This is a genomic window from Luteococcus struthionis (assembly GCF_048595755.1).
GTDB lineage: Bacteria > Actinomycetota > Actinomycetes > Propionibacteriales > Propionibacteriaceae > Luteococcus.
In genome coordinates, this window is the sequence record NZ_CP184360.1 from 926,098 (window position 1) to 949,974 (window position 23,877).

Here is a 23,877-nt window from a genome sequence, read left to right on the forward strand (position 1 = left end):
CACCGGCGGCCGAGCCTGTCGAGGCCCCTCGACAGGCTCGGGGACCGCGGAGGGGCGCCTGATCACAGAACTTCAGCAGTACGTAGTCACAAGGGAAGACAATGACTGACATTCCGCAGGGCCCCCAGGGCAGCGACGAGCAGGCCAATTCCGACGACCTGTCGCCCGTCGAGGAGATCGTGGGCGACGAGGGTGAAAAGCCCTCCGAGGGCAGCATCTCCACCGTCGAGGACATCGAGGCGCCCAACCATGGCCGCACCGAGCCCATCGACCTGAACGACGAGATCCAGAAGTCCTACCTGGACTATGCGATGAGCGTCATCGTCGGCCGTGCGCTGCCCGACGTGCGCGACGGCCTCAAGCCGGTGCACCGCCGGGTGCTCTACGCCATGTACGACGGTGGCTACCGCCCCGATCGCGGCTGGAACAAGTGTTCCCGCGTGGTCGGTGAGGTGATGGGCAAGTACCACCCGCACGGTGACTCGGCCATCTACGACACCATGGTCCGTCTGGCCCAGCCCTGGGTGATGCGTGCGCCGCTGATCAATGGCCAGGGCAACTTCGGCTCCCCCGGCAACGACCCGGCAGCCGCCATGCGTTACACCGAGTGCAAGATGGCGCCGATGGCCATGGAGATGGTCCGCGAGATCGACCAGGACACCGTCGACTTCCGCCCCAACTACGACAACCGCGAGATGGAGCCGTCGGTCCTGCCGGCCCGCTTCCCGAACCTGCTGGTCAATGGCTCGACCGGCATCGCCGTCGGCATGGCCACCAACATCCCCACCCACAACCTGCGTGAGGTCACCCAGGCCGTGCAGTGGGCGCTGGAGCACCCCGAGGCCAGCGACGAGGAGCTGCTCGAGGCCTCGATGGGCTTCATCAAGGGCCCCGACTTCCCGCTGGGAGCCACCATCGTCGGCCGCGACGGCATCGAGCAGGCCTACCGCACCGGGCGTGGCTCGGTCACCATGCGTGCGGTGGTCGAGATCGAGGAGGACAAGAACGGCCGCACCATGCTGGTGGCCAAGGAATTGCCCTACATGTGCAATCCCGACAACCTGGCCTCCAAGATCGCCGACCTGGTCAATGCCGGCAAGATCAACGGCATCGCCGACCTGCGCGACGAGACCAGCTCGCGTGCCGGCCAGCGGTTGGTCATCGTCCTCAAGCGCGACGCCCAGCCCAAGGTGGTGCTGAACAACCTCTACAAGCACACCCAGCTGCAGGACACCTTCGGCTGCAACATGCTTGCCCTGGTGGACGAGGTGCCGCGCACGCTGCGCCTGGACCAGTTCATCAGCTACTGGGTGAAGCACCAGATCGAGGTCATCCGCCGTCGTACCGCCTTCCAGCTGCAGCAGGCGGAGAAGAAGGCCCACATCTTCCGTGGTCTGGTCAAGGCCCTCGACATGCTCGACGAGGTCATCGCGCTGATCCGTGCCTCGCGCACCACCGACGAGGCCCGCGACGGCCTGATGAAGCTGCTCGACATCGACGAGGACCAGGCCAATGCCATCCTCGAGATGCAGCTGCGCCGTCTGGCCGCGCTGGAGCGCCAGAAGATCATCGACCAGCTGGCCGAGCTCGAGCGCCTGATCGCCGACCTGAAGGACATCCTCGCCAACGAGATGCGCCAGCGTCAGATCATCGCCACCGAGCTGCAGGAGATCACCGACAAGTACGGTGATGAGCGTCGCACCAAGATCGTCGCCGCCGATGGTGACTTCAGTGACGAGGACTTCATTCCCGACGAGGACGTGGTGGTCACCATCACCCACGGTGGCTACGCCAAGCGCACCAAGTCGGATTCCTACCGCGTGCAGAAGCGCGGCGGTCGTGGCGTGCGTGGCGCCAGCCTGCGTGCCGACGACGAGGTGCAGCACCTGTTCACCACCACGGCCCACCACTGGGTGCTCTTCTTCACCACGATGGGCCGCGTCTATCGCATCAAGGCCTGGCAGCTACCCGAGGGTGGACGCGACGCGAAGGGCGGTCACGTGGCCGGCCTGCTGAGCTTCCTGCCCGAGGAACGCATCGCCCAGGTGTTGACGCTGCGCACCTACGAGGATGCCGACTACTTGGTGCTGGCCACCAAGAAGGGACTGGTCAAGAAGACCGCCCTGCACCAGTACGACAGTTCGCGTCAGGCGGGCGTGATCGCCATCAACTTCCGTGACGAGGACGACGAGCTAATCGGCGCCCAGTTGGTGAGCGAGGAGGACGACGTCCTGCTGGTCTCCCGCAAGGGACAGGCCATCCGCTTCAGCGCCAGCGACGAGCAGCTGCGCCCGATGGGACGCGCCACCAGCGGTGTCACCGGCATGAAGTTCCGCGGGGACGACTCGCTGTTGAGCATGGCCGTCATCGATTCGGAGATGGCCGAGGACGACCGCTTCGTCTTCACCGTCACCTCCGGCGGCTACGCCAAGCGCACCGCGGTGAGCGAGTACCGCCAGCAGGGCCGCGGTGGTCTGGGCATCAAGGCGATGAAGCTGGCCGACGACCGGGGCGAGCTGGTGGGTGGCCTGGTGGTCAGTGAGCACGACGAGGTGATCGCCATCAAGAACTCCGGCCAGATCACCCGTTCGGCCGTCTCGGACGTGCCCGCCAAGGGCCGTGACACCATGGGCGTCAAGTTCGTGGGGGTCCGGGGTGGCGACGAGGTGGCCGTGATCGCACTGAACCCGGAGAGCCATGTGGAGGAGTCCGAGGAAGTCGATCCGTCCCAGTCGGGCACGTCGCAGGGCGATGAGACCGCCGCGCCCGCTACCGTTGACCAGCAGGAGTCGGTCGAGGTGACCGAGGACGACCAGGAGGAATCCGGTGAGTGATCCGAGCAAGGCCGCCAAGATTGGCGCCCAGTCGGCGCAGGGCGCCCAGGGGGCGGACGACGTCACCGTCGTCAAGGCCCAGCAGGCCGGCGACGGCGTCGAGCCGAATGAGTCGGCCTGGACCCGTGCCCGCAAGAAGATGGGGGAAGCCTCATCGTCGATGGGTGGCAAGGTGACCGACCTGCGTTCCAAGACGGCCGAGGCCACCGCCAGTGATGCGGCCGGATCCGCCACCAGCCGACGCACGCGCCGCGCGCGGCTGCGCCTGTCTCGCGTCGACCCGTGGTCGGTGATGAAGACCGCCTTCCTGTTCACCATGGCCGGGGGCATCATCTTCTTCGTCTCCACTTGGGTGATCTGGGGCGTGATCAATGCCTCTGGTGTCTTCGAGTCGGTCAACACCGCAGTCACCGACCTGGTGGCCAGCCCCGGTGCCGAGAGCGCCTTCCGGCTGGAGGACTACGTGAACACCCCCAAGGTGCTGGGCCTGGCCGCGCTGATCTCGGCGATCAACGTGGTGCTGCTCACCGCCCTGGCGACGCTGTTCAGCTTCCTCTACAACTTGGCCGCCACGGTGATGGGTGGTCTTGAGGTGACCCTCGCGGAGGACTGACGGCCTCGGCCATCGGGCTCGATTTGTGCTCGATGGCCGCTGGCTGTAATGTTTCTCTTCGTCGCGAGAGTGACTGCGGGCCTATAGCTCAGACGGTTAGAGCGCTGCCCTGATAAGGCAGAGGTCACTGGTTCAAGTCCAGTTAGGCCCACGGACAAGCCCCTTGGTGAAAACCAAGGGGCTTTCTTCGTGCCCATGTGCGTCACTGTCAAGCACCGCCCCCGCTTCTGGTCAGCCCAGCCTTTCCTTGGATGACAAGGCGGTTCTCTTGTCGCATGGTGGTCCTGGATGATCCGGTGACAGGAGTCGGCATGGGCAGACAGTCAGGGGGAGCACGCAACCTGCACGACGAGGGCCATGTGGCAGACCGCCTCAACTGGCTGCGGGCCGCGGTGCTCGGCGCCAACGACGGCATCGTCTCGACCGCCGGTCTGCTGGTGGGGGTGGCCAGCGCCTCCTCGTCGTCATCGGCCCTGATCGTGGCCGGGATCGCGGGCATCTCGTCGGGCGCCCTGAGCATGGCCGTCGGCGAGTACGTCTCGGTGAGTGCCCAGAGCGATTCCGAGAAGGCGATGCTGGAGCTGGAGCGTCGGGAACTGGCCGAGATCCCGGAGCAGGAGTGTGACGAGATGGCGCACCTGTTGCGGCAATTGGGGATGAGTTCCGTGACGGCGCGGCGAGCGGCCGAGGAGATCCACCAGGGTGACGCACTGCCCGCCCATGCCCAACTGGAGCTGGGAGTCGATCCCGAGGCCACCAGCAGCCCCTTCGAGGCGGCCTGGGCCTCCTGCCTCGCCTTCACCATCGGAGGTCTGGTGCCGATGACGGCAGCGCTGCTGGCCCCGGCCCACCTGGTGGTGCCCGTGGTGATGGGCGGGGTGGTGCTGGCGTTGTTGCTGACCGGTGCACTCTCGGCGAAGCTCGGCAAGGCCCCCGTACCACCGGCGATGTTGCGCCTGGTGGCAGGGGGCCTGCTGGCGATGGTGATCACCTTCGGGATCGGGCGCCTGTTCGGCACCACCCTGGGCTGATCGGGCTGGGTTGATCAGGCCTGCAGCTTCAGCGCCTCGCGGTAGCCCAGTCGGCCCTGGGTCTGCAGCAGGGCCCGGCGGTAGATCCGCTCACCGATCCACACGGTGACCGCGGCGAAGACCAGGTTGGCGGCCAGTGCCAGCAGCCCGTCCCACCACTGGGCGCTGCCCTCGACGATGCGGGCCGGCATCAGGATGCCGGAGACGATCGGCACATAGCTCAGGGCGACCTTCCACCCACCGGTGGCCATGAAGCCGGCAAAGTAGGCGCCCATCAACAGGTAGATCATCGGTGCGCTGGTGTGCTGCAGGTCTTCGCTGCGGGTTCCCATCGCTCCGGCAGCGGCCCAGATGCAGGCCAGCGCCAGGAAGCTCGCCAGGAAGAGCACCAGGTACCAGCCCACGGCCTGCGTCATGGACGGGAGGTAGGTGCTGAAGCGCGGCACGAAGCTGGCGCCCAACAGGCCGGTTCCCACCAGCAGCGCCATCTGCACCAGGGCCATGATGGTGTTGCCCACCACCTTGCCGGCCAGCAGGTGACGCACCGGGATGGCCGCCACCAGGATCTCGACGATGCGTGACTGCTTCTCCTCGATCACCGACTGGGCGATCTGCATGCCATAGGTCATCGCGGACATCAGGAAGAGCACGGCGAAGACCAGCGACATCACCTGTCCGGCCGCGCTGCGTTCGGAGTCACCATCCAGCAGGTGGGTTCCCACCTGGGTGGCCGTCATCAGTTCCTCCGCAGTGGTGCCTGCCTTCTGGGCGGTCGCCGCCATCACCTGGGCGCTGACGGCCTGCTGGGTGAGCGAGACCAGTTCATTGTCGGGCGAGTCCTTGAAGACCAGCCGCCAACTGCCGTCCACCTCTTCCAGTACGGCATCGGCCGTGCCGTCCAGCACCAGCTGGTGGGCGGCCGGGGCCGCTGCAGCGCTGTGCAGGGTGACCGCGTCGTCGGGATTGTCCTGCTTGGCCAGGGAGTCCACGCTCTTGCCCAGCTGCTCGGCCGACTGGCCGACCACGGCGACATCCCATTGCGTCGAGCGTCCGCTGAACCAGGCCGATGCGCCCATGGAGCCCAGGACGAGCGCCAGGGTGACCAGGGTGCCGATGATGTAGGAGCGGTCGGTGAGCTTGACCATGATCTCGCGGGCCATCACCGTGATCCACGGGCTCTGGCCGCGGCCGTCGTGACTGTGGGCGTTCATGCTGCAACCTCGCGGTAGATCTCGGACAGGGTGGGACGAACGCGGCTGAGTTCCAGCACCTCGCCGCGCTGCAGGGCCTCGGTGAGCACTCGACGTTCGCAACCGGGCTCGGCGAACTCCAGCAGTGCACTGCAGCCGTCGACGTCGACCGCATGCACCCCGGGAAGGTCACGCACCCAACCGGTGTCGACGCTGGCGACCAGGCGGTGCCGCACCCGCCCCCGCTGCTCCAGCTCCTCACGGTTGCCCTGGGCCACGACCCGCCCGCGGGCCAGGATGACCAGGCCGTCGCAGAGCCGGTCGATCAGGTCGAGCTGGTGGCTGCTGAACAGCACCGGAATGCCCTGTGAGGCGCGTTCCCGCAGCAGGTCGGCCATCTGGTCGATGGCGGTGGGGTCCAGACCGCTGAAGGGCTCGTCGAGGATCAGACAGGTGGGGTTGGCCATCACGGCGGCTGCGATCTGGACACGCTGCTGGTTGCCCAACGAGAGCTTCTCCAGCTTGTCCTTGGTGCGTTCCCCCAGCCCGAAGCGCTCCAGCAGCTCCTGGGCCTCCGCGCGGGCTGCCGTCGCGCTCATCCCCTTGAGGCGGGCCAGATAGACCAGCTGGTCAAGGATCGGCTGCTTGGGGTACAGGCCGCGCTCCTCGGGCATGTAGCCGAAGTGCGACCGGTCGGTGAAGGTGGCCTCGGCCCCATTCCAGAGCACCTGCCCCGCGTCGGGTGCCAACAACCCCATGATCATGCGCATCGTGGTGGTCTTTCCTGCACCATTGCCGCCGACGAAACCGATCATGTGACCGTCGGCCACCCGGAAGGTGACGTCATCGGCGGCCACGTTCTCGCCATAGCGACGTGTGAGGTTGCGAACTTCCAACATGGCTTCCTCCTGAACCCCGCCGGTCTGTCCGGCTGGTGTCTTCAGCCTCGCAGAGCGGGGTTCGGGGCACATCCGCCAAGCGAGGGAAGCAGGATCTCCCCCTCCCGGAGGGGACGCTGTCCACATCTTGTCCACAGCTTTGTCCACAGGAACTGCAGCGTGGTGGACGAGACGGGGTGAGACAGACGGGCGAGTGGTTGAGGCTCAGTCGTGCGCCGGCAGGGCCAGACCGGCTCGATGTGCCCACACCACCGCCTGGACGCGGTCTCGGACGCCGAGCTTGGCCAGCACATTGGAGACGTGGGTCTTCACCGTCGCCTCACCGACGAAGAGCTGCTGGGCGATCTCGTGGTTGCTGAGTCCCTCGGCGACCAGCTGCAAGACCTCCGTCTCGCGACTGGTCAGCTCCACCCCGTGGGGGAGGCGCGGACGGCTGGCCTCGGCTGCAACCGGTGGCGTGCTGGCCTGCTGCGCTGGTTCTGCCGCCGTCATGCGCCGGATGACGCGAGTGGTGACGTCCGGTGCCAGCAGGGCGTGGCCACCCGCCACCACCCTGATGGCATCCACCAGGCGTTCGGGATCGGTGTTCTTCAACAGGAAGCCCGACGCCCCGGCGGCCAGGCCGTCGAAGAGGTAGTCGTCACGGTCGAAGGTGGTCAGGATCACCACCCGTGACAGGTGCTGGGCCACCACCTCGCGGGTGGCGCTGATCCCGTCCATCACCGGCATCTGCACATCCATCAGGATGATGTCCGGGGCCAGCGAGCGGGCCAGATCGACGGCCTCCTGGCCGGTGGAGGCGGTGCCCACCACCTCGATGTCGTCCTCCACCGACAGGATCATCTGGAATCCGCTGCGCACCAGTGCCTGGTCATCGGCCAGCAGCACCCGGATCGGGGTCATCGCGTCTCCTCCGCTGGGGACGAGGCTCCCTTGGCCGTTGACGACAGCGGGAACCTCACCCGTACACGGTAACCGCCGGTCACCCGCGGGCCGATCTCGGAACTCCCACCGTGGGAGGTGACACGTTCCCGGATCCCCAACAGCCCGAGCCCCGACCCGCTGGTGCCGGTGCGTGGTCGGCCGTCGTCCAGCACCTCCACCTCCACGCGCTGGGCTCCCGTGCGCACCTGCACCGAGGCGTGGCGGGCCGTGGAATGGCGCACCACATTGCTGAGGGCCTCCTGCACGGTGCGGTAGAGCGAGAGCTGCAGCGGCAGTGGCAGGGCCTCCAGTTCACCCGGCTCGGACTCGACCGTGGCCAGACTCACCGTGAGTCCGTCCTTGTCGAAGTCCTCCACCAGCTGGGGAAGTTCCGCCAAGGTGGGCTGAGGCTCCCGTCCGTCGCCTGCAGCCCCCGACCTGTCGTCGGAGACGGTGCGCAATGCCCCCAGCAGTCCCCGCATCTGGGTGACGCTGTGCCGGGCCGATTCCTCCACATTGGCCAGCGCCTCCGCGGCGCCCTCGGGATTCCTCTGCAGCAGGCGACGGGCGCCGGCGGCCTGGATCCCCATCACCGAGACGTGGTGGGCCACCACGTCGTGCAGTTCGCGCGCGATCCGCAGCCGCTCGTCGACGACGGCCTGTTGCTGCAGCTCGCGGCTCTGCTGCTCGATGGTCTCGACGGCCTGCTCCAGCAGCGCCCGGTCGCGTGCCTGCCGCCAGGCCGACTGGCCCATGGCGATGGCGCCGCCGACGAAGACCAGGTTCACCACTGCCCCGTACAGGACCCAGGCCACCAGGGGTGGCAGGATCCCGCCGCCCAGCTGATCACCGGCCCTGGCCTCGCGGAAGTTCTCGAGGGAATTGCCCACCGAGACGTCCCAGGCCACCCAGAGCATCATGCTCACCAGCAGGCCCCCCAGCACGAGCACCGCCTGCCGACGGTCGCGTGCCCAGGCGGTGCCGGAGTAGATGGCGAAGAAGGTGATGACCATGGTCGCCGTCTGGTAGCCGAGCTCGGGAACCCAGGTGACCACGACGAAGAAGCTGATGAAGCTCGCCACCGCCACCGCCAGGGGGAAGCGGCGCCGTGCCAGCAGGGGCAGGGTCTGGGTCGCCACGGCCAGGTACTGCGCCCACGCGGGCTGCATCTGGTCGCGGGGGACGAAGGAGCGTATGAGTTCCAGGCAGAGCACCACCACCAGGGTGATGCCCAGCGTCACGATCCAGTCCTGCCGGGAGATCGGTGGGTTCTCGCGCTCCCAGGCGTCGTCACCGCCGAGCAGGTCCAACCAGTTCATGACGACGAGCCTAGGCAGCCCGAGGACCCGGGCGCCTCCCTCTGCCGGGGGAGGGACTTCCCGGCCGGGAATGTTTGCTTCCCACGGATGGGACGCTCGGCAGAAATCCCTGCTGTGAATCGAATCCGGCAGGGCAAGGAAAACCCGTTCCCGTCGAGGGCCGGTGATGTTTGTCGGCAGGGGATCCCCGCGGACAATGTTTGGGATCGTCCCCAAAAGGGGTCCTTGAAGCTCGCACAAAGCTGATCGACCGTGCAGAATGGCTGCGTGAGCAAGGTATTGATTGTTGAGGACTCCGAGGTCATCAGGGCCTCGGTCGTGTCAGCCCTGCGCTCGCAGGGACACCTGGCACAGGCCTTGCCGGATGGAACTGACCTGGAGCGTGCGATCACCTCCAGCCAGCCAGATCTGGTCATCCTCGACGTCATGCTTCCCGGGGGGCGGGACGGATTCGATCTCCTGGGCGTGGTGCGAAAGCTCTCACGTGCCGGGGTTCTGATGTTGACTGCGCGTGACGAGATGACGGACAGGATCCGCGGCCTGAGCCAGGGCGCAGATGACTATCTGGCAAAGCCCTTCGCCATGGTGGAGCTGATGGCCCGCGTCGAGGCCATCCTGCGTCGCACCGGCGCGATGGGCAGCAGCGTCACCATCGGTGACCTGACCATCGCCGATGATGCGGCCATCGTCAGCCGGAACGGGACCACGATCGACCTGACCGAAACCGAGCGACGACTGCTGAGTCAGCTGGCGAAGCACCCTGAGCGCGTGGTGTCCAAGACCCAGCTGTTGACGGCCGTGTGGGGATATGACGGCTACGACGAGAACATCGTCGAGGTGCACATCTCCAGCCTGCGGCGTCGCCTCGAGGCCCATGGACCGCGTGTCATCCACACGGTGCGAGGCCGAGGGTACCGGCTGGGCACTACGTGATCGGTCGCCGGTCGATCCGGGCACGAGTGCTGGCGGCCATGTTCGTGGTTCTGGCGCTCACCATGCTTGGTGTCGGAATCGTCACCGACGCCGTGTTCATGAATCGTCAGATCAATGACATGGAAACGCGACTCGCACAGGGTTCGCAGCACGCCCAGACATTGGCCCGTCAGCAGGTGGATGCCGAGGAATTGGTCGAGGAGGTCCGCCGCGGCACCCTGCACGTGAGCGTCCAGCTGGCCGACCAGACCATCGTCGGAGACCCGCCGCCGCCGGAGCGGTCCCGCTATGTCTCCGAGCCGCTGGACACCACCGGCGAACTGGACGATGCGGTGGTCACGGTGTGGGAGTCGACCGATCCGGTGATCAATGCGCGACGCTCACTGGACGGCTCGCTGCTGCTGGTGGGTCTGCTGGGCATCGTCGGGGCCAGCCTGCTCACGGTGGTCATCACCGACGTGGCACTCAAGCCACTGGAGGTGATGGTGGATCGTGCCAATCGGATCACCGACGGTGAGCGGGGCATCCGCATGGCCGCCGCCCACGAGACCACGGAGGTGGGCCGCACCGCCGCGGCCATCGACGAGATGCTCGACGAGCTGGAGGGCGCCGAGATCCGTGCCCGCGCCGCCGAGGCCCGTGCCAAGGCAGCCGCCGAACAGATGCAGGGCTTCCTCTCCGACGCCGCACACGAGCTCAAGACCCCGATGGCCGGCATCCAGGCTGCAGCCGAATCGCTGATCCAGCTTCCGGCCGAGGCCGACGAGGAGCGGGAGCAGCTGGCCTTCCTGCTGGGGCGGGAGGCCAGCCGCGGTGGTCACCTGGTGAACAGTCTGTTGGAGGCCGCCCGCGTCGACGCCGGCCCCACCCTGCACCTGGAACTGCTCGACCTGGGTGACCTGGCCCTGGCCGAACAGCGCCGCCTGCAGCTGGTGCATCCGCGTCTGGAGGTGCTGGTGCGCGGCAACAACCTGTTGGTGAATGCCGATCGCCAGGGCATCACCAGCGTGCTGCGCAACCTGGTGGACAATGCTGGCCGCGTCGCCGCGCCCGACGGGTGGATCGTGATCGACCTGTCCACCGACATCGGGCCGGGTGGCATCGAGATGGCCCTGGTGCGGGTGATCGATTCCGGCAAGGGGATCGCCCCCGAGGACCAGGAGCGGGTCTTCGACCGCCTGGTGCGGCTGTCGTCGACGGCAACCACCACCAAGGGATCCGGCCTGGGACTCCCCATTGCCCGCGGTTACGCGCGTGCCCATGGTGGCGACGTGGTCTACCGCGACGACGTGGAAGACACACTGCCCCCGGACGAGGACGGCAAGCCCCGCAAGGCCGGCGCCTGCTTCGAGGTGTCACTTCCCCTTGCCCGCAAGACTTCCCCGGTGCCCGCCGTGCGCACTGACGTGAATGCCTGAGGCGGTTTTCCGCTCACCGACCACCCTGTACTAGTGTCGGCGTGAACCGTCCGGGCATGCCATGTGACTCCCTTTCCCAAGAAGTGGTCAGCAGGTTCCCCTCCCCCCGGGCCCCGGGCGGCAGTACGACCCCTGTCGCGTTGGCGCCACAGGGGTCGTACCCCCCGACGGCGCCCCCAAGCGGCTGTTCACCCGACGCGAAGACGCTGGACTCCCGAAGCGGTGGGCGGTTGGGTGAAGGAATGAAGAAGGTACTGCTAGTCCTGACCAGCGCCGACGAGCTGGCCGGTGAGCCCACCGGTTACACGCTCAGCGAGGCCGCGCACCCGTGGAAGGTCTTCCGCGATGCGGGACACGTGGTGGACTTCGCCTCCATCAAGGGCGGAACGCCTCCGGTGGACCCGAACAGTCGCCGCGACGAGATCACCGAACTGTTCGAGAACGACGAGACCGTCAAGGCCGGGCTGTACAACACCGCGAAGGTGGAATTCGTCGAGCCCGACCAGTACGACGCCATCTACCTGGTGGGTGGCCACGGCACCATGGTGGACTTCCGGGGCAACCAGCACCTGGCACGCCTGGTGAAGTCCTTCGCCGACGGGGGCGCGGTGGTCTCCGCCGTGTGCCACGGCCCGGCTGGCCTGCTCGACGTCGAGCTGGAGAACGGCCTGCGCATCGTCGAGGGGCGCAAGGTTTCTGCCTTCACCGACTCCGAGGAGCAGCGTCTGGGCCGCACCGACGTGATGCCCTTCCTGCTGTCCAGCGAGTTGGAGGCGCAGGGGGCCAAGCTGGTGCAGGCCGACGACTGGGAGGAATGTGTCAGCGTCGACGAGCTGCTGGTGACCGGCCAGAATCCCGCCTCGGCCGCAGGGGTGGCCAAGGAGGTCGTCAAGATCCTGACCACCCTGGTGCGTGAGGAGAAGGCGGAGGAGGAAGCCGCCGCCGAGGACCTGCGCGCCCAGAAGGACGCGGAGAAGGCCGACGACGAGGAGGACGCGGGCAGCTGAGCCCGCCACTCGTCACGCCCCTCTCGCCAACCCCCTCTCAACACCCTTCGGTCAAGCAGACCGCAGGCTTGGCTCGGCCCCCTCGTCCACTGGGATGAGGGGGCCGAGCCGGTTCGTGCTGGGTCAGGGCTTGCCGTGGTCGACGGGCAGGAACTGGGTCTTGTCCCACGGGAAGTTCTTCAAGACCATGTAGTCCGGCGTGCCGCCCAGGATCTCGTCCCAGGGATTCTTGCCGGTCTTGGCCTGCACGCCATACCCGCTCTCGGTGGGGATGGCCACCGCACCCGACTTGTCGGTGATGATGAAGCCGTAGGTCTGGGCGGCCTCGGCGATCATGCGTGCCATCGGCGTCAGGTCGTACTTGTCCAGGTCGAGGTTCGGGTCCAGACGCAGGCGCTGGCCCTCCCGGATCAGGCCCTTGCTCTGCGGGGCACCGTCCGAGCGCTGCGCCGGCCAGGAGATCTGGTCATGGGGGGCCGGGGTGACGATGGCCAGCGAGAGGGCGTGGTTGATCTTTCCGCGACGCACGTCCTCCAGGGTGACCATGCCACCGGCAAGCGCGATGTTGGTGGCGCTGACGCCGTAGCTCTCCTTGAACATGCCACGATTCTTGGAGACGTCGTCCATGCGGCCACCCCAGCAGGCCTGCCAACCCTTGCCGGTCTTCTTTGCCTGCCAGAACTCCCAGAGCTTGTCGGTGCTGGGCTGGTAGATGCTCAGCTGCCCGTCCTTGCCCACTGCGGGGGCCGCGGAGGCGGGCATCGGGACGTTCTTGAAGTAGGCCTCGCCGGTGTAGATGTTGGCCGGCAGGCTGCCCTTGCCCTGGCAGTCCACCCACTTCACGTCCGTGGTGGCCTGCTCGGGCCCGACGGTCTCCAGGGCGACGTTGTACTGGTGGGCATTGAAGGCGGCGATGCCGCCGTACTTGTCGGAGACCTGCTTGGCCAGGTCGGCTGCCTGCGCGCGGCTGTTGCTGGCCAGGGGCGCCTTGGAGATGTCCTCGAACCAGAAGCTGTTGGGGGCGAAACCGACGGCGCGTCCGCTCCGGTTGACGTGGCCGGTAGCCTGCACCCGGGCACCGGAGGGGCTGGGCGTTTGGCTGGCCTTCGGGCTGCTCTGCTGCTCGGGCGACATGATCGGATCGGTGCTGTCACCGGGGCCGCTCTCCACCCGCAGTGCGCTCACCAGGGGATGGTTGACGTCGCCACCCAGGTCCAGGTCGAGCGTGCCGTCGGTGACCTCCACCTTGAACTGGTGGCGGAAGGCCGAGGCATGCCCCACTGCCGCGTAGATGTCCAGGTCCGAGGCGGCGCGACGACCCTCGGCGTCCACGTGGAAGATGCGCTCGCCGGGCTTGGTGAAGTAGTCCTCGGCGGCGTACAGGCTGACGGTGTAGGTGCCCTTCTCGGGCACCGGGATGCGGTAGGAGTGCTCCCCCCACACATTGGTGGTGAAGGCCTCAGGGGTCTTGGCGCCCTTGATGGGCTTGCCCTGGAGCTTGTTGGAGAAGCCGCTGCCACCCTCCAGACCGGCGCGGCTGCGCCAGGTGCCGTCCTGCTGGTCGGTCACGTCCTTGTCGGCTGCAACAGTTTGGAAATTGAAGGAATCCACACCGCAGGCAGGCGAGAGTGCCAACAGCAGGACGGAGCACACGGTGGCGCTGGTGAGGCTCACAGCTCGGCGCGCGAGTGACTGCACAAGTATCTCCATGGGGACTCGACCGATGAATGGTTACTGCTCGAACAGGCCAGTCGGCAGACTGCCGGACTGGCGTCCCAATGGTCGCATGAAAGAGGTGAAGCTTAACAATCTCAGCAGTCGTTCAGTTTTCAAAGTACCTAGTGGGAGCGTCCAAGCTGTGGAAACCATGAGTGTCGGCCGGGTGTGAACCCGCTGCCGGGGGTTCTTTGCTGATGCCGCGGTTAGCATTTGGACGCTGGACAATCTCGGGGGAGTCATGACTGCAGAAGATCATTCGCGCAGGGCGGCCAACGCGCCCTCGTCGGGGCACGCCACGCCCGACGAGGTGGCCTCGCGCCGCGCTGCCACGATGGCTGGCGGCGAGGTGCCCGATGCCAGCGCGGGAAGCGTTGCCACCGAAGTCCCGCTCGAGTCAGTGGATGAACCATTGCCGCAGGAGGACCCGACTCCCAGCGGGACGCCCACCAAGGCGACGGGCCGCAAGGCGATCCTGCAGGGCACCGCCTGGCAGGCCCTGGGCCAGTTCACCCCGCTGCTCATCAACCTGGCCCTGACGCCCTTCATCATCTCCGGCCTGGGCCAGACCATCTACGGCATCTTCCTGGTGGCCGTCGCGGTGCAGCTGTTCATCGCCGCCCTCGACGGCGGCGTGGCGGCCAGCTCCGCCCGCTACTTCACCATCCTGGTGGGCAAGGGCGACACCGCCGGCATGACGCGGCTGCTGACCACCCTGCTGGGCTTCTCGGCCATCACCTCGACGATCCTGTTCAGCTTCACCTGGTACTTCGCACCCCAGTTGATGGGATTCTTCCCCGCCACCGCGGCAGACCCGGAGGGGTCGGTCTTCCTGCTGCGCTCCATGGCCGTCATCATCGTGATCAGCCAGCTGCGCGGTGGCTTCCAGCAAGTGGTGTGGGCCCACGGCACCTTTGCCTGGAACTCGCTGGCCACCTTCCTGGGCCACATGATCTACGTGGTGGGCATGATCTCGACGATCCACTTCGGCTGGGGCCTGCACGGCATCGCCTGGACCCAGCTGGCCCAGCAGGTGGCGCCCACCGTGCTCATCATGCCGGCCGCGATGAAGCGCCTGGATCGACGCCACTTCCGCTTCACCGACTGGGCCACCGCCAAGGACTTCCTCTCCTACGCGTGGAAGGTGCAGCTCAGCTCGATCATGAACGTGGTCGGATCGCAGGGCGACATCATGCTGGTGGGTCGCTTCGCCTCGGCGCAGACCACCCCTTTCGGCGCCGGCAGCAACTTCGCCCAGACCTTGGGCAATGTGCCGATGAATGCCCACGTGCCGCTCCAGACCGCCGTCGGACACCACCTGGGCAGCCTCTCCGAGAAGGACGCCGCAGACCGGGTCTCGGGCATGCAGTTGCAGTGGGTGCGTGGCGTGTGGGGCTGGGTGGCCGTCGGCGCCCCCGCGGCGCTGTTCGGCGTGAACGCCTGGCTGAACCTGGGCTCGTCGCTGACCGGAAACGTGGCCTGCCTGGTGCTGCTCAGCTTCGGCATGTTCCTCTTGGCCCAGGTGCAGCTGCTGTGGGCCCAGGGGCTGGGCCGCAGCGAATTGGCGCTGTGGTACGGGCTGACCAGCACCGTGGTGAACCTGGGCCTGACCGTGATCCTGATCCAGCCCTTCGGCGCCATGGGCTCGGTGGTGGCCACCGCCATCGGGCGCATCGCCGCCGCCATGTTGCTGCAGGTACTGATGAACCGTCGCCTCAGCACCAACATCGCCTCGCCCTGGGCGCAGGTGCCGTGGCTGCCGGGAATCTGCGGCGCCTCCCTCTCGGGCCTGGGCGCCTGGGCGGTGCACACCTGGCTGGTGGGCAGCGTGGTGCCCTACGGTCCGGTGGCGCTGTTCGCCTGCGGTCTGGCAGCCGCCCCGGGCATGGCCTTGTACGGAGTGCTCACCTTCGGCGTCGAGGGCTCCAAGCAGATGCTGGGCAAGCTGCGGCGGCGCGGCTGAGCCAGCCCCCAAGAAGAGACGGACGAGAACAGGGCCTGCACCATCACGGTGCAGGCCCTGTTCGTCTCGGCCGATCAGGCCCGGGTCTGGCCCCGGTCAGCCGTACCCTGCTGGGCGACGCGCTGCTGCACGCCGGCCAGGAATCGCTGCATGTCGGCAGCGGTGGTGGCGGTGGTGTAGCCCTCCAGCACCGCCTCACGGCCCGCGGCACCCAGCCGCTGCCGCAGTTGCGGATCGCCGGCCAACTGCTCGATCGCCTCGGCCACCAGATCGGAGCGGCCCGGGGTCAGCAGGCGTCCGGTGACACCGTCGACCACCAGCTCGCCGATGCCATTGATGCGGGTGGCCACCACGGGAAGACCCGTGCTCAGCGCCTCCATGATCACCACCGGCAGCCCCTCCTGGAAGCTGGGCAGCACGAAGACGTCGGCCCAGTGGTACTGCTCCAGGATCTCCTCCTGTGAACGGTTGCCCAGCAGCTCGATGCGGTCGGCCAGGCCACGGCGGTCGATCTCGGCCTGCAGCCGCTCCATCAGCGCACCGGCGCCGACGAAGCGCACCTGCACGTCGACGCCGCGTTCCTTGAGCTGCGCGACGGCATCCACCAGGATCGGGCCACCCTTCTCGGGCACCAGCCGACCCACGTCCAGGATGCGCAGCGGACCGTCGTGCTCGCGCGAGGCGGGCACCGGGAAACGCTCCGGTTCCACGCTCATGTGCACGATCTCCAGCCGCGGCCACACCTCGGGATCCACCATCCGCATCAACTGGCTGCGGGTGAAGTCGGTGATGCAGGCCACGCCGTCGGCCTGCTCGGTCTTGGCCGCCAGGTCGAAGGCGGTCACCTCTTCGAACTCGGTGGGGCCGTGCATGCTGAACGACCAGCACCAGCCGGCATCGGGGCCGTCGATGGCGCGGCCCAGCGCCACCGCCAGGCGGGCGATGTCGGCGCCATTGTTGGCAAAGTGCGCATGCACGTGGCGCAGGCCGCGCTCGCGCATGGTCTCGTACAGCTTGACGGCCTCGGCCAGGTAGAAGACCTGCCAGGTGCGCTGCTTGAGCCCGAGCTCACCACTGCGCAGGGCCTGCTTGAGGGCCTTGGCGTAGCTCTTCAGCTGGCTGCTGGCCAAGCGGGCATTGCCCAGTGCCAGGGCCTTCGGATCGTCCTGCAGCACGACGGTGGCTGCGGCCTCGGCGCGCATCACCTCGCTGTGCAGGGTCTTGGGATCGGGCTTGCGGACGCTGAAGGTGTGGACCTCGACGCCACGAGCCCGCAGACCCAACACCTCACGCTCGATGAAGACGTGCGAGACGGCGGGGTACTGGCTGACCAGGTAGGCCACGCGTGTGGTCATGATGCTCCTCGGACGGGATTGGGATTCTGCCGGGTGGAGTCGTCGCGCTCCCAGACACGTCCTGCCCCTGCGCGGGCGGCGCGACGTCGTGCCAGCACCGTGATGCCCACATAGGCGGCAGCGGCTGGCAACATGCTGGGATCACGACGGATGGCCTGCACCACGGCACCCAGCGTGCCGCCGGTGGTGGCGGAGGCGTCCAGGCTCTCGTTGTCGAGCTGAGAGCCGGCTAGTTCGGCATTGCCGCGCGCCACTCGGGTGCGCACCTTGAGCAGCGCCTTGGCGGTGCGCGGCACCTGCACGGTGAACACGCCGTCGGTGTTGCGACGCTCGTCGGCGCGGAAGAGGCGCTGCACGAACAGGTCATCGGCGGTCAGCTCGGGGAAGGTGCCGAAGCGCGCCCGGCCGGCCGCGGAGATGCCGTAGACCCCCAGGCCCACCAGGCCGTCACGCACATAGGGGGTCGCGACGAACATTCGGTAGAACTGCCGCACCACCAGATCGGCACCTGACAGGTCGAAGTGGATGTGCGGGCTGGCGATCAGCGGCTGCTCGCTCGACAGCTCGGTGACCAGGGCCGTCAGCGCGCCCGGCCCCAGCTCGATGTCGGCGTCCAGGTAGATGCGGGGCAGCGCGGTGGCCGCCTCGTCGCCGGCATTGAGGGCCCCCACCTTGCCGGGGGCGGGCAGGTCGAGCACAACGAGCCGGGCGAAGCGCCCCTCGAAGGCGCGTGCCCGCTCGGCGGTGTCGTCGCTGCACCCATTGGCCGCCACCACCACCTCGCAGGTGGCGCCCATCGGGTCCTCGGCCAGCGAGCGCAGACAACGATCGATCACGGTGCCCTCGTTGTGGGCAGGGATCACGATGCTGGCAGGCAGGGGCTGGGTCACTGGGGGCTCCTGCGGTAGCCGTAGTGCTCGTCGAAGGGCGCCAGGTCCTTGTCGGCCTGCATGCCGCGCTCCCGGCTGCACCAGGCACCGTCGAAGGTGCGCGAGATCTGGCTGCGGAAGGCGGCGTAGTCGGCGGAGGCCTTCTCCCCGGAGGGGTAGGTGACGCGGGCCGACTCGTCGCGCAGCCCCTGGGACAGTTCGGCCAGGCTCGGCACCACGTACTCGAAGGGCTCCTCGGCGAACAGGTCGATCAGCAGACGCACCAGCACCAGGCGGAAGCGGTCGTCCAGGAAGGAACCGCTGGAGCGCTGGAAGTGACGGTAGGTGGAGATCACGTAGTTGAAGTGGACCACCTCGTCGACCAGGTCGTCCTGCGCGATGCGCTGCGGGTTGCCCAGCGCCTGCGGACGCAGCGTGGTGTCGAAGATGTGGCTCTCGCCGAACATCTCGGCGGTGTGGCCCATGTGCATGCGGGGCGGGAAGGCGCGCATCCAGTCGCGGCGGGCCAGCAGTTCCCAGGTGGCGGCCAGGTGGGTGAGGCCGTGTTCGGCATACCACTTGTCCCACACCGGGGAGATGCCCAGCACGTCCAGGTCCCGTTCCATGGCCTGCTCGTAGCGTTGGTCGAGGGCGCCGGGATCCAGCAGGAAGAGGTCGGCATCGTGCAGCAGGATGTGGCTGCCGCGCGAGGCGTGCACGCCGGTGATCAGCTGGACGGCGTGGTTGTGGCCCGGGTTCTTCAGGCGGGGCAGCACCGAGCGCTCCGGCTGGGGCAGCGGCACCAGTTCCAGCCGACCCTGCCAGTTGGCCTGCGCCTTGTCGACGATGCTGCGCATCTGCGGGGTCACCACGTCGGGGATCACCAGGGTCTCCACCCGGTGCTTGGACTGCTGTTGACCGATCACGGCCAGGGCGACCTCCAGGAAGACGGGCAGGTCACCGGGAACCGGCACCAGCAGGCTGTAGCCGGGGCTTTCGGGCAGTGCGGGGGACCAGTGGGCGAATCGGGTGGTCCAGTAGCGATCTGCGGGTTGCATGGCGGAACCTTTCGGAAAGGGATGTGGTGATCTGTCAGCGCTGGTTGGTGTCACGGCCGGTGGCGCGGTCGGCGGCCAGCAGACGGCGCTGCCAGAAGCGTCCGGTGGGCGGCAGCAACCTCATGCTGAGGGCCTTGGCCTGCACCTTGCGGTCGTGGGGGGTCAGGGCCGCCGCCTCGATGAAGGACTGGCGGGCGGTGGCGTAGTCACCGCGACGCAGGGCGTCGTCGGCACGTCGCCCCATGGCACGGGGATTGCCCGTGTTGCGGCGTCGCTCCAGGTAGTCACGCTCGTCGGGGCCGAGGGTGGCGGCGAACTCCTGCTCGAAGTCGGCCAGCATCTTTTCCTCGGCCTGCAGCACGGCGTCCACATTGGTCATGGCCGAGCCGGGGGTCCACCGGTAGAGGGCGTGCGGTTCGGTCTGGGTGCGCACCTGCCAGCCGGAATGGATGGCACGCAGCCACAACTGCCAGTCCTCGTTGTAGCGCAGCCCCGCGGTCATGCCGCCCAGTTCCTCCCACATGGCACGCGGCATCAGGGTGAAGATCGAGACGAAGTTGGCCTCCAGGATGCCCAGTCGCTGCCGCTCGGCAGGGACCCTTCCCCAGGGCAGCACACGGCGCTTGGGATCGATGCCGCCGGCGGTGAGCAGGTAGGCCTCGCAGGTGACGAAGGCGCGCTCGCCACCTTGCAGCAGGGCCATCGCGGCCTCGATGTGGCGCGGCAGCAGCACGTCGTCGGCATCGCACAGCGCGATGAAGTCGCCCTTGGCGGCGGCCACACCGCGGTTGCGCGCGGCCGAGACGCCCTCACCGGTGCTGTGCACCACGGTGAGCTCGTCGGCGAACAGGTCCAGGATGGCACCCGTGCGGTCGGTGGAGCCATCGTTGACCACGACGTGCTCCACCTGCTCCCAGGTCTGGGATCGCACCCCGTCGAGGCAGGATCCGATCCACTGCTCGGCATTGCGGGCAGGGGTGATGACGCTGACCAGTGGCTGGTTCACGGCTGCTCCTCCTTGATTGTTCCGACGTGGTTGATCAGGTGGCGGGTGTCCTGCGGGAACCGATGGCGTGGTTCGCGAGGAATGGTCGTGGTTGGTGGATCACTGGCTGGCGGGGTGGCGGTGGCCGAGCACCCGGGCGGGGACGCCACCGACGATGGCATTGGCGGGAACCTCGCCCCGCACCACGGCATTGGCCGCGACGACGGCACCGTCGCCGATCCGCGCACCGGGCAGGATCACCGCCCCGGCGCCGATCCACACGTCGTCGCCGATCAGCACGCCGTCGCCCTCCCACGGCTGTGAGGTGATGGGGCTGCCCAGCGCGGTGGCGTGGTTGCTGCCGACGATGGTGATGTGCTGGCTGATCAGGCAGTCGCTGCCGATGATGATCGGGGCGCCCGCGGTGCGGATGTTGTTGAACTCGCCGATGTAGGTGCGCTCACCCACCTCCAGGCGGGAACCATCCAGCCCGCCGCCGTCGGTGACGGCCAACACGGTGGGGCCGAAGATGGCCACCTGGTTGCCCAGCTTCACGCGCGACGGGCTGCCGGCGAACTTCACCCCGTTGTTCACCATGGCCTTGCGATTGGTGGCGCGCAGCCGGGCCAGGGCGACGGGTCCGTCGACCACGGCGCGGGCCAGGTCCTTGAGGATCATGGGGTCTCCTGTCGAGCGGGCAGCAGCGGGATCCGCCTGGCGGGGGCGATCAGCAGGTGGCGCGAGGCGATGCCGCCGATCAGCCAGATCATGTTGTTGGGGAAGGGGTAGGGATTGGGGCTGCCCAGGGTGGGCAGCAGCCAGACGAACAGGGCGCCGATGGTGACCAGCTGCCAGCCCTTCGCCTCGGGCGTGGGCGTGCGGCTGACCAGCACCGCGGCGGGGCCGAGCAGCATGCACAGCGCCCACAGCACGGCTCCCTGGATGCCCGTCTCGGCGGCACGGGCCAGCAGCACGTTGTGCACCTCGATGGTCACCGTGGTCAACGGGATGGTGTCGGCCTGGCGCACCCAGTCGACGTTGACGCCGACGAAGTTGCCCCACCCGACGCCGGTGAAGGGCTTGGCCTCGATGATCCGCATGGCGGCGTCATTGGTGAGCACCCGGTCGTAGATGGAACGCGAGGTGGTCAGTCGCTCCACCAGCAGCGGCAGCAGGCCGGGGATCGCCAGCAGGGCCACCGCGGCCGAGCCCACCGATCCCATGATCATCATCGGCAGGCGGCGGCGCAGCGCGGGCACCAGGACGCCGATCACCAGCACGCCGGCCAGCAGGGCCAGCCACAGGGTGCGGGTCATCGCGAGGGCGTCACCGATGAAGCCGAAGGCCATTGCGGCCAGCGCCAGCCGACGCCAGCGACCCGTGGTCATGGAGGCCAGCAGTCCCGAGGTGAAGAAGCCCAGCGCGCAGGCCATGCCCATCGGCTCGGAGGCGAGGAAGGGGCCACGGGCCCGGCCGTAGCCGATGCCCACGTCGGGATTCATGATGAAGCGGGGAAAGACCAACCAGTCCTGATGGGCGATCTCCCCGATGGCGGTGATGCCCCAGTAGATGGTCAGCAGCGTCATGAACTTCAGCAGCAGCATCCGGCGGGCGCGGGTGGCGAAGACCATCGGGCCGGCCGCGAACATCAGCAGCGGCATCACGATGCGGTCCACCAGCATGTACAGCTTGTAGCTGTCGGTGGCCTCGCCGGTGCTGAACCACGAATAGCAGGTGACCAGGACGGTCAGCAGCCCGATCAGGTAGACCGGCCGCCAGCGCCAACGTTCCCGGTAGGGGTCCAGTGCCAGCAGCACGAGGGCCGCCAGGAAGAGCGGGCGGTCCAGGGGCAGTGGCAGGCCCAGCAGCCAGGTGTTGCCGCTGAACATGTTGAACAGCAGGCCGGCCAGGTAGAGCCAGACGTAGAGCGGGATGGAGCGATCCGCGCTGTCCTCTCCTAGGGCGGGATCGGGCGACCGCAGCGGCCCGGTGGGCGCCAGCCCCCCGTGCCGTGCGGTGCTGGGGGTCTCGCCCCCTCCCGGCTGCACGATCGTCGACATGATCAGCGTCGCTGACGACGGTCGAGGGCGACGGCCAGCAGCAGGGCCAGGGCGCCACCGGCGACCAGGCCGAGCAGGCCGTAGCGCTGCATGAGCGACGTGCGGTCGTTCGAGGACTCCTCGGCATCGCGCACCAGCACCAGGTCGGCCGCCTCGGAGGTGTCGACCATCTGCTTCTGGTACTTGGCGCCCAGGGCATTCATGTGCTGCAGCTGCTGGGTCTCCTCGGCCATGGCGGCGGTGACCTTCTTGCGGGCCGCCTCGATGCGCGAGGTGGCCGCATCATCGGCCTGCAATTCCTCGAGCTCGCTCTGGGCCGCATTCAGGTCGCTCTTCGCCTTGGACCACTGCGCGGCCGCCTTGGTGTACTGGTCGAAGGTGATCTTGGGGTCGAGCTTGGTCCCCTCACCGTTGGCGGAGCTGACGAGCTCCTCGGCGGTCTTCTTGGTGGCGGCGGTCACGGCGGCCAGATCGGTTCCGGTGCCCTCGATGCGGATGATGCTCGACTCCGGGATCGGGGAGGCGGCCATGGTCACGCCATCGGTGGAGCCGTTGCGCAGGCCCCGGTCATTGACCCAGCGGGCGTAGTTCGACGCCATGTCCTTGGCGGCCAACGGGAAGCCCGCGATCGCCCCGGTGCTGAGGTCACCGGTGCCGACGGCCACGCGGGCCTCGGCGGTGTAGGTCACCGGCTTGGTGGCGCCCAGCCCGACACCGGCGATGGTGCCCAGCACCATCACGATCAGGGCGGACAGCCAGTGGCGGCGCAGCGACTGCATCGGACGGCTGACCGCTTCGGCCACCGGCTCGACCTCGGTGCGGGGCGGCGCGTAGGTGTTCATCTCGTTGGTCATCAAGAACTTCCTGTGGTGATGGCGATTCAGCTGAGCGGACGGCCGCCGCGCAGGCGGGTGGCCACGGAGCGGCCCAGCAGGGAGAGGGTGTAGGGCACGCCGTGGCGCAGGTAACGGCCAGACAGGCGACGCGGCTCCTGGAAGAGTCGGTGGAGCCACTCGGCGCCCAGGCGCTGGACCAGGGTGTGGGCGCGGGGCACGTCGCCAGCGGCCATGTCGAGGGCACCACCGCAGCCGATGAACCACGCCTTGGGCAGGGCCTCGAGCATCGCCAGGGCGACGCGTTCCTGCCGCGGGAAGCCCAGCGCGACGAAGACGACGTCCGGCCGGGTCTCGGCCACCAGGTCGACTGCCCGCTGGAGCCCCTCGGGGGTGGCGTCGAAGCCGCGCTCGGGGCTGTGGGTCCCCACGATCTGGAGCCCGGGGGAGGCCTGCTGGAGCTTGCTGGCGGCCCGGTCGGCGACGCCGGGGGCGGCACCGAAGAGGAAGACTCGAAGACCGTCCTTGGCGGCGCGCTGGCACAACAGCGGCACCATCTCGGCTCCGGTCACACGCTCCGGCAGCTGGTCACCGAGGATCCAGCTGGCCCAGACCAGCGGCATGCCGTCGGCGACCACGAGGCGGGCGCGCTCCAGCACGTCCGGCGTGTGGTGCAGCTGGCGCATGATGTCGGTGTTGACCGTGAGCACCAGACCACCATCGGAGCCGTTGCGGACATTGCTGGAGATGATGTCCAGCGTCTCCGGCTCGGTGACGGCGTGGAAGTCCACCCCGTCGATCGTGATGGTGCGAAGCGACGAGATCTGGCCGCTGGAGTGCGTGCTGGCGCGGTCGGTTCCGTTCTGCATC

20 protein-coding genes and 1 tRNA gene are annotated in these 23,877 nt (G+C 68.0%); 8 read left to right on the plus strand and 13 right to left on the minus strand.

Annotated features, from left to right (window positions below):
• Positions 1-101 precede the first annotated feature (101 nt).
• From gyrA to ACOAMO_RS04320, 4 genes are all read left to right on the plus strand, one after another.
• Positions 102-2,834, plus strand: a complete 2,733-nt coding sequence (gene gyrA / locus ACOAMO_RS04305) for a DNA gyrase subunit A (protein WP_420176354.1) — start codon at positions 102-104, stop codon at positions 2,832-2,834.
• Entirely contained in the window at positions 2,827-3,447 is a 621-nt protein-coding gene (locus ACOAMO_RS04310; protein WP_420176355.1) for a DUF3566 domain-containing protein, read from the plus strand. Before gyrA ends, ACOAMO_RS04310 begins: the two co-directional genes overlap by 8 nt.
• A 77-nt stretch (positions 3,448-3,524) precedes the next feature.
• A tRNA-Ile gene (locus ACOAMO_RS04315) sits at positions 3,525-3,598 on the plus strand.
• A 160-nt stretch (positions 3,599-3,758) separates the two neighbouring features.
• Entirely contained in the window at positions 3,759-4,478 is a 720-nt protein-coding gene (locus ACOAMO_RS04320) for a VIT1/CCC1 transporter family protein (RefSeq protein ID WP_420176356.1), read from the plus strand.
• Positions 4,479-4,492: 14 nt separating this feature from the next.
• Here the strand turns inward: ACOAMO_RS04320 and ACOAMO_RS04325 are convergent, their stop codons facing one another.
• From ACOAMO_RS04325 to ACOAMO_RS04340, 4 genes are all read right to left on the minus strand, one after another.
• A complete protein-coding gene (locus ACOAMO_RS04325; RefSeq protein ID WP_420176357.1) occupies positions 4,493-5,689 on the minus strand; it encodes an ABC transporter permease in 1,197 nt (398 codons plus the stop codon).
• Positions 5,686-6,567, minus strand: a complete 882-nt coding sequence (locus ACOAMO_RS04330; RefSeq protein WP_420176358.1) for an ABC transporter ATP-binding protein — start codon at positions 6,565-6,567, stop codon at positions 5,686-5,688. Before ACOAMO_RS04330 ends, ACOAMO_RS04325 begins: the two co-directional genes overlap by 4 nt.
• Positions 6,568-6,771: 204 nt before the next feature.
• Positions 6,772-7,461: a response regulator gene (locus tag ACOAMO_RS04335; protein WP_420176969.1), complete on the minus strand. Its 690-nt coding sequence runs from the start codon at positions 7,459-7,461 to the stop codon at positions 6,772-6,774.
• A 5-nt stretch (positions 7,462-7,466) separates the two neighbouring features.
• Positions 7,467-8,810 carry a sensor histidine kinase gene (locus ACOAMO_RS04340; RefSeq protein ID WP_420176359.1) on the minus strand — a complete coding sequence of 448 codons (1,344 nt, stop codon included), beginning with the start codon at positions 8,808-8,810 and terminating at the stop codon, positions 7,467-7,469.
• 267 nt (positions 8,811-9,077) lie between these two features.
• Between ACOAMO_RS04340 and ACOAMO_RS04345 the strand changes: the two genes are divergently transcribed.
• From ACOAMO_RS04345 to ACOAMO_RS04355, 3 genes are all read left to right on the plus strand, one after another.
• Positions 9,078-9,743 (plus strand): response regulator transcription factor, encoded by a 666-nt coding sequence (locus ACOAMO_RS04345; RefSeq protein WP_420176360.1) that lies wholly within the window; start codon positions 9,078-9,080, stop codon positions 9,741-9,743.
• Positions 9,740-11,161, plus strand: a complete 1,422-nt coding sequence (locus ACOAMO_RS04350) for a HAMP domain-containing sensor histidine kinase (RefSeq protein ID WP_420176361.1) — start codon at positions 9,740-9,742, stop codon at positions 11,159-11,161. The genes ACOAMO_RS04345 and ACOAMO_RS04350 overlap by 4 nt, the downstream gene beginning before the upstream one ends.
• Before the next feature lie 242 nt (positions 11,162-11,403).
• Positions 11,404-12,168 (plus strand): type 1 glutamine amidotransferase domain-containing protein, encoded by a 765-nt coding sequence (locus ACOAMO_RS04355; protein WP_420176362.1) that lies wholly within the window; start codon positions 11,404-11,406, stop codon positions 12,166-12,168.
• A 123-nt stretch (positions 12,169-12,291) separates the two neighbouring features.
• Here ACOAMO_RS04355 and ACOAMO_RS04360 read toward each other — a convergent pair whose 3' ends face one another.
• Positions 12,292-13,866 carry a malectin domain-containing carbohydrate-binding protein gene (locus ACOAMO_RS04360; RefSeq protein ID WP_420176363.1) on the minus strand — a complete coding sequence of 525 codons (1,575 nt, stop codon included), beginning with the start codon at positions 13,864-13,866 and terminating at the stop codon, positions 12,292-12,294.
• A gap of 259 nt (positions 13,867-14,125) precedes the next feature.
• Between ACOAMO_RS04360 and ACOAMO_RS04365 the strand changes: the two genes are divergently transcribed.
• Positions 14,126-15,847: a polysaccharide biosynthesis C-terminal domain-containing protein gene (locus tag ACOAMO_RS04365; protein WP_420176364.1), complete on the plus strand. Its 1,722-nt coding sequence runs from the start codon at positions 14,126-14,128 to the stop codon at positions 15,845-15,847.
• A gap of 74 nt (positions 15,848-15,921) precedes the next feature.
• Here ACOAMO_RS04365 and ACOAMO_RS04370 read toward each other — a convergent pair whose 3' ends face one another.
• The 8 genes from ACOAMO_RS04370 to ACOAMO_RS04405 all read right to left on the minus strand — a co-directional run bounded on the left by ACOAMO_RS04370 (position 15,922) and on the right by ACOAMO_RS04405 (position 23,876).
• Positions 15,922-17,202 carry a glycosyltransferase family 4 protein gene (locus ACOAMO_RS04370; RefSeq protein ID WP_420176365.1) on the minus strand — a complete coding sequence of 427 codons (1,281 nt, stop codon included), beginning with the start codon at positions 17,200-17,202 and terminating at the stop codon, positions 15,922-15,924.
• Positions 17,199-18,092 carry a glycosyltransferase gene (locus tag ACOAMO_RS04375; RefSeq protein WP_420176366.1) on the minus strand — a complete coding sequence of 298 codons (894 nt, stop codon included), beginning with the start codon at positions 18,090-18,092 and terminating at the stop codon, positions 17,199-17,201. The genes ACOAMO_RS04370 and ACOAMO_RS04375 overlap by 4 nt, the downstream gene beginning before the upstream one ends.
• Complete coding sequence (locus ACOAMO_RS04380; RefSeq protein WP_420176367.1) at positions 18,089-19,129, minus strand: hypothetical protein; 1,041 nt, start codon at positions 19,127-19,129, stop codon at positions 18,089-18,091. The genes ACOAMO_RS04375 and ACOAMO_RS04380 overlap by 4 nt, the downstream gene beginning before the upstream one ends.
• A gap of 34 nt (positions 19,130-19,163) precedes the next feature.
• Complete coding sequence (locus tag ACOAMO_RS04385) at positions 19,164-20,135, minus strand: glycosyltransferase family 2 protein (RefSeq protein ID WP_420176368.1); 972 nt, start codon at positions 20,133-20,135, stop codon at positions 19,164-19,166.
• A gap of 99 nt (positions 20,136-20,234) precedes the next feature.
• The gene (locus ACOAMO_RS04390; protein WP_420176369.1) at positions 20,235-20,792 is read right to left on the minus strand and encodes an acyltransferase; all 558 of its coding nucleotides are present in this window, start codon (positions 20,790-20,792) and stop codon (positions 20,235-20,237) included.
• Complete coding sequence (locus tag ACOAMO_RS04395; protein WP_420176370.1) at positions 20,789-22,174, minus strand: O-antigen ligase family protein; 1,386 nt, start codon at positions 22,172-22,174, stop codon at positions 20,789-20,791. The genes ACOAMO_RS04390 and ACOAMO_RS04395 overlap by 4 nt, the downstream gene beginning before the upstream one ends.
• Before the next feature lie 2 nt (positions 22,175-22,176).
• On the minus strand, positions 22,177-23,028 hold the full coding sequence (locus tag ACOAMO_RS04400; RefSeq protein ID WP_420176371.1) for a hypothetical protein: 852 nt from the start codon (positions 23,026-23,028) through the stop codon (positions 22,177-22,179).
• Between the two features lie 26 nt (positions 23,029-23,054).
• Positions 23,055-23,876, minus strand: a complete 822-nt coding sequence (locus tag ACOAMO_RS04405; protein WP_420176372.1) for a WecB/TagA/CpsF family glycosyltransferase — start codon at positions 23,874-23,876, stop codon at positions 23,055-23,057.
• Position 23,877 lies beyond the last annotated feature (1 nt).